Source organism: Klebsiella sp. D5A (assembly GCF_001620885.1).
GTDB classification, from domain to species: Bacteria; Pseudomonadota; Gammaproteobacteria; order Enterobacterales; family Enterobacteriaceae; genus Klebsiella; species Klebsiella variicola.
In genome coordinates, this window is sequence record NZ_LOAR01000034.1 from 1 (window position 1) to 4,839 (window position 4,839).

Here is a 4,839-nt window from a genome sequence, read left to right on the forward strand (position 1 = left end):
TTTCCAGGCGTGCTCCTTCAGCCACTCGGACACCTCACCATATTGTCTTGCTGCTCACCTTGGGTGGGCAACGGGGCGCTACTATAGGGAGTTGCGTTAAAACGGTCAAGCATATTTTCTTCTTTCTCTACCGTTCGCTCACGCAATGAACAACACCCCGCTGCGGTACAGCGGGGCGGGGTTTTAGCGCTGAGAATCCAGCTGTTCGTTATTCTTCACCACGTCCTGCGCTTTGCTGTAGCTTTCGATCAGCAGTTGGTAGGCCGGGAAGACTTTGGTGTACACCTCCGCCCATTCTGCGGCGTCCGGGCGATTCCAGGTGCGCTGCAGCTCAGAGGCGACGGCGGCGGTATCCATCGGCACTACGCCAGCCTGTACCACGCGAGCCAGGGTAATTTCCTGCGCCATTTTGCTGTAGGTGCCGGAAGCGTCAATCACGGCAAACACTTTATACCCATCGGCGACAGCGGCGATAGCCGGGAAGGCCATGCAAACGCTGGTAATGGTTCCGGCGATAATCAGCGTCTTACGACCTGTCGCTTTCACCGCGGCGACGAATTCCGGGTTATCCCAGGCGTTAATCTCGCCTTTACGGGCGATGTATTTCGCATGCGGCGCGTTTTCATGAATCTCCGGGATCAGCGGACCGTTCGGCCCCTGCGGCACGGAGGCGGTGGTGATCACCGGGATCCCGGCAAGCGACGCCATCCTGGCCAGCGCGGCGGCGCGAGCGCGCAGCTCTGGCATCGGCATATCGCCGACGGTCTGGAACAGGCCGCTCTGGTGGTCAATCAACAGCATGGCGGTATCGTTAACATCAATCACCGGACGAGCACCGTTAAAGTTAGCGGGAGTAGACATAGTATTCACCTCAATCAGTTAGATTTGGCCAAAACGGCCGCTGTTAAAATCGCGAACGGCTTCTGCGATCTGCGTTTTGTTATTCATGACAAAGGGGCCATAGCCCACAATCGGCTCCTGCAGCGGTTCGCCGGCCATCAGCAGAACTTTTGCCTGGGCGGTCGCCTCCAGATGCAGGGCGTCTCCTGTCTGGCTCAGGACGGCGAGCTGACCTTCGCGGGCGGACTCGGAACCGTTGATGATCACTTCCCCTTCCAGCACCACCAGCGCGGTACTCCAGCCTTCCGGCTGGCGCAGCGTGAGGTCGCGCCCCTGATTCAGCTGCAGATCCCACACGTTAAGTGGTGAGAAGGTATGGGCCGGGCCGCTGACGTCGTCATACTGGCCGGCAATAACCCGAACCTGTCCGGCGCCATTCGCCAGCGCGACGGTGGGGATCGTCCCGGCGGTAATGCTCTGATAGCCGGGGGCCGTCATTTTGTCTTTGGCGGGCAGGTTGACCCACAGCTGGATCATCTTCAGCTCGCCGCCGCTGCGGGTGAAGGCCTCCGAGTGGAACTCTTCGTGCAGGATCCCGGCGCCCGCCGTCATCCACTGCACGTCGCCCGGGCCAATCACCCCGCCGCGTCCGGTGGAGTCACGATGCTCTACTTCACCGGCGTAGACGATGGTGACGGTTTCGAATCCGCGATGCGGATGCTCACCGACGCCGCGTTTATCGCTGCCCGCCGGGAAGGTGTACGGCCCGGCATAGTCGAGCAGTAGGAAGGGGCTCAGCTGCTGGCCGTGCGTCTGATAAGAAAACATCGAACGAACCGGGAAGCCGTCGCCTACCCAATGCTGCGCAGGCGCGGTGTAGACTCCTGTAATCTGTTTCATGGCTTTCTCCTGTGTATCGGTATCTGATGTGAATAAGCTTATATCCGGGACGACGTATGCGGTAGTGAGCAAAAATGACCTATACTGTTCCAAAAATGGAACAATGGAGGAAGGATGCAGGATCTCAATGACTTCGCCTGGTTTGTCCAGGTGGTAGACCATGGCGGTTTCGCCGCGGCGGGGCGAGCGCTTGACCAGCCGAAATCCAAGCTCAGCCGCCGCATTGCGCAACTCGAGGAGCGGCTGGGCGTCCGTTTGATCCAGCGAACCACCCGTCAGTTCGCGGTCACCGAGGTCGGGCAGACCTTTTATCAGCATTGCAAAGCGATGCTGATAGAGGCCGAGGCGGCGCAGCAGGCGGTCGAGACGCTGCGCGCCGAGCCGCGCGGTAGCGTCAGGATCACCTGTCCGGTCACCTTGCTGCATGTCCATATTGGACCGATGCTGGCGCGATTTATGGCGCGCTATCCCGGGGTAACGCTGCACCTTGAGGCGACCAACCGCCGGGTGGATGTGGTCGGGGAGGGGATTGATGTGGCGATCCGCGTCCGTCCCCGGCCCATCGAGGATAGCGATCTGGTGATGCGCGTGCTGGCGGACCGCGGGCACCGGCTGGTGGCCAGTCCTGATCTCATTTCCCGGCTCGGACGCCCGCAGGCGCCGTCCGAGCTGAGCGCCTGGCCGGGACTCAGCCTGGGAGCGAACAAGCATCAGCATAAATGGCAGCTTACCGGGCCCGGGGGGGCAAGGGCGGAGGTGTATTTCACGCCGCGAATGGTGACCACCGATATGCTGGCGCTGCGCGAGGCGGCGATGGCCGGCGTCGGCGTGGTACAGCTTCCTTTATTAATGGTGCGCGATCAGCTGGCGTCAGGGGAATTAGAGGTGGTACTGGATGAGTGGCAGCCGCGGCGGGAAGTGATCCATGCGGTGTTTGCTTCACGGCGCGGGCTGCTGCCCTCCGTCAGGGCGCTGGTGGACTACCTCAGCGAAGAGTATCAGCGGATGGAGGAAGATTGATGGGTAGGCAGAGGTTTTTTGCCGGACTCATATGTGAAAAGCGTCCGTACTTTTTCACGCACTCTTCGCAATCGCGTAGGCTCGTGAAAGATTGCTCACTGTGTGAGTCGTTTGCCGCTTGAGAGCGTTGGCTGTTATAAGCAACCTCTGGTTTTTTCGATACATCGTTTTACTATGACCGTCTGGTATTATTTAAGCAATTTTGCCATAACGTCAAAAAACATTGGCAGATCATCCTTGAATGAGAAGGTCGTGTTTATTGCCTGACGAGCGATTAAACCGTCAATAAGGGCAAAAATAATGATCGTGATTTCTTCAAGGTTAATATCACGGCGAAACTCTCCGGCAGCGATACCCTCCTGGATGAGCCGCGCGAAGCTTTTCCGCATGATGTCATCACTGGAGATATACGTTTTTCGCAGTTCTGGATTACGCGCAGACTCAGCCATGATTTCAACCCAAAGTTGATGCGTGATAGGGTAACCGATCTCGCTAATACAGGACGTGACTTGTGCACAAAGGCGATCAAAATAAGAGCCTGCATAGGTCGCATTATGGGCAGTCAGCGCGGAGTTCTGTTCTTCCAGTACAATAGCCTTAACAAGCTCATCCTTACTTTTGAAATACGTATACATTGCTCCTTGACTAATTCCTGCCCGGGTAGCGATTTCACGTACGCTTGTCGCACTAAAGCCTTTTTCCGCAAAGCAGGCAGCAGCAGCCGTAATCAACTTATGGTAGGTTTCGGTTTTTTTTAACATATCGGCATCTTGGTAAATTCGGTGTCCAGACTTTAACGCGCTTTTATGCAAGGAGCCAGAGCTAAACTCTGTCGTCTGGCTCCTGGATTTCGTCTTACTTTAGAAGGGGTAATTCACTGAGCATGTTCTTGAGATTCAGCATGTCCCAGGGCAAATGTTCAGCGATTGTCAGGCCAACGGGGACTGCTTTTGTCGTCGCTGCCGCTATCAGATTGAGTACATCCTCAATCGTCAGTTTGCCTTCAGCAACGTCGCCAAAATCGTGTTTTCCGCGCCCCGGTTTTGCAAAAAGAATGGAGCGGAACAGAGATGGGTCGAGTACGTCCAGATCGATATGGATCGCCAGATACGCAATCTTTTCTTTAGCTATCCACTCCAGGACTTCATCTGCACCGCTTTTAACCTGTTCAGGTGCTAGCGTCGTAATGTTATGGCGAGTGAGGTATTCAGCTTCATAAGGAAGTGGCGCGTGGATACCGGCAATCATTATTTTTGACGGATTAAGTTTGGTTTTTACATGGGCAACTAAATCGTTATCACCCGTACCCATTAGCGCACCAAGCACATGGGCATGCGCGTTTGGATATTGTTCAGCCGTCTGCACGTCAGGATGCGAGTCAATCCAGAGCACACCGAGTTTGTCTCCGAACTTATCGAGCAGGTGGGCGAAAGGCGCCAGCGAAACCAGGCAGTCTCCGCCTAAAATGACAATGCTATTGGGATCATGTTTTTCAATCAGTGCGGCAGCATTATTGAGTTGCCTGATGAGGGATGGCTTAGCCGTGATGCCATTAATCCCTGGCAATGGCTCTGTTGTTGGTAACTCAACAGGAACGATCTCAACGGGCCCTTTTGCTTCAGGAGAGAGAAACGAGAGCAGCTGCGAGCCAAGATAGTAGGGAGGATTGTTACCGCCTTGCCATTGAGGAAATATAAGTCGCAGTGTTTTGCTAGTCATTGGTACCTTCTGTGTTGTCATGCGCTAAAGTGAATGAGCGTTCATTCACTTTTACATTGAATTACGGTCGATACGCAAGTAACAAAGCACTTTTCGTTAATGCATAACGTACACCATCCGGAGCGATATGATTTTCGTTATGCCGGGTGGCTCAAAGCGGAAGAGGGGATAGTGTTGGCGAACATCTTCGCTGCGCTGTTAATCGTGTGAAAAAGAGTCTGGCTTTGACAATACTGCGTAATGTCTGTTGCCAGTTGTCGAACCCCGGTCGGGGGTTCTCATCCCCCCCAGCGGAGAATATAAAAGAAAAAAGCCCGTACTTGCGTACAGGCTCTCATCTCGAATATGGCGGTGAGGGGG

General features: G+C 55.2%; 5 protein-coding genes. 1 reads left to right on the top strand and 4 read right to left on the bottom strand.

Going from position 1 to position 4,839, the window contains the following annotated elements; all coding sequences use genetic code 11:
- Window positions 1-183: 183 nt before the first annotated feature.
- Window positions 184-861, bottom strand: a complete 678-nt coding sequence (locus AS136_RS25760) for an isochorismatase family protein (RefSeq protein ID WP_016160607.1) — start codon at window positions 859-861, stop codon at window positions 184-186.
- A gap of 18 nt (window positions 862-879) precedes the next feature.
- Entirely contained in the window at window positions 880-1,740 is an 861-nt protein-coding gene (locus AS136_RS25765) for a pirin family protein (RefSeq protein WP_008805952.1), read from the bottom strand.
- A gap of 114 nt (window positions 1,741-1,854) precedes the next feature.
- Here AS136_RS25765 and AS136_RS25770 point away from each other — a divergent pair, with 114 nt between their 5' ends.
- Window positions 1,855-2,760 carry a LysR family transcriptional regulator gene (locus AS136_RS25770; RefSeq protein WP_004141420.1) on the top strand — a complete coding sequence of 302 codons (906 nt, stop codon included), beginning with the start codon at window positions 1,855-1,857 and terminating at the stop codon, window positions 2,758-2,760.
- Window positions 2,761-2,948: 188 nt separating this feature from the next.
- On the opposite strand, the gene AS136_RS25775 is transcribed toward AS136_RS25770, so the two are convergent.
- Together AS136_RS25775 and AS136_RS25780 are read right to left on the bottom strand one after the other, a co-directional pair.
- Window positions 2,949-3,521 carry a TetR/AcrR family transcriptional regulator gene (locus tag AS136_RS25775; RefSeq protein ID WP_032738887.1) on the bottom strand — a complete coding sequence of 191 codons (573 nt, stop codon included), beginning with the start codon at window positions 3,519-3,521 and terminating at the stop codon, window positions 2,949-2,951.
- A 94-nt stretch (window positions 3,522-3,615) separates the two neighbouring features.
- The gene (locus AS136_RS25780; protein ID WP_012542255.1) at window positions 3,616-4,479 is read right to left on the bottom strand and encodes an arginase family protein; all 864 of its coding nucleotides are present in this window, start codon (window positions 4,477-4,479) and stop codon (window positions 3,616-3,618) included.
- Between the last annotated feature and the right edge of the window lie 360 nt (window positions 4,480-4,839).

Coding starts and splice junctions, on each gene's coding strand:
- AS136_RS25760 (WP_016160607.1), bottom strand. CDS start 861: ATGTCTACTCCCGCTAACTTTAACGGTGCTCGTCCGGTGATTGATGTT.
- AS136_RS25765 (WP_008805952.1), bottom strand. CDS start 1,740: ATGAAACAGATTACAGGAGTCTACACCGCGCCTGCGCAGCATTGGGTA.
- AS136_RS25770 (WP_004141420.1), top strand. CDS start 1,855: ATGCAGGATCTCAATGACTTCGCCTGGTTTGTCCAGGTGGTAGACCAT.
- AS136_RS25775 (WP_032738887.1), bottom strand. CDS start 3,521: ATGTTAAAAAAAACCGAAACCTACCATAAGTTGATTACGGCTGCTGCT.
- AS136_RS25780 (WP_012542255.1), bottom strand. CDS start 4,479: ATGACTAGCAAAACACTGCGACTTATATTTCCTCAATGGCAAGGCGGT.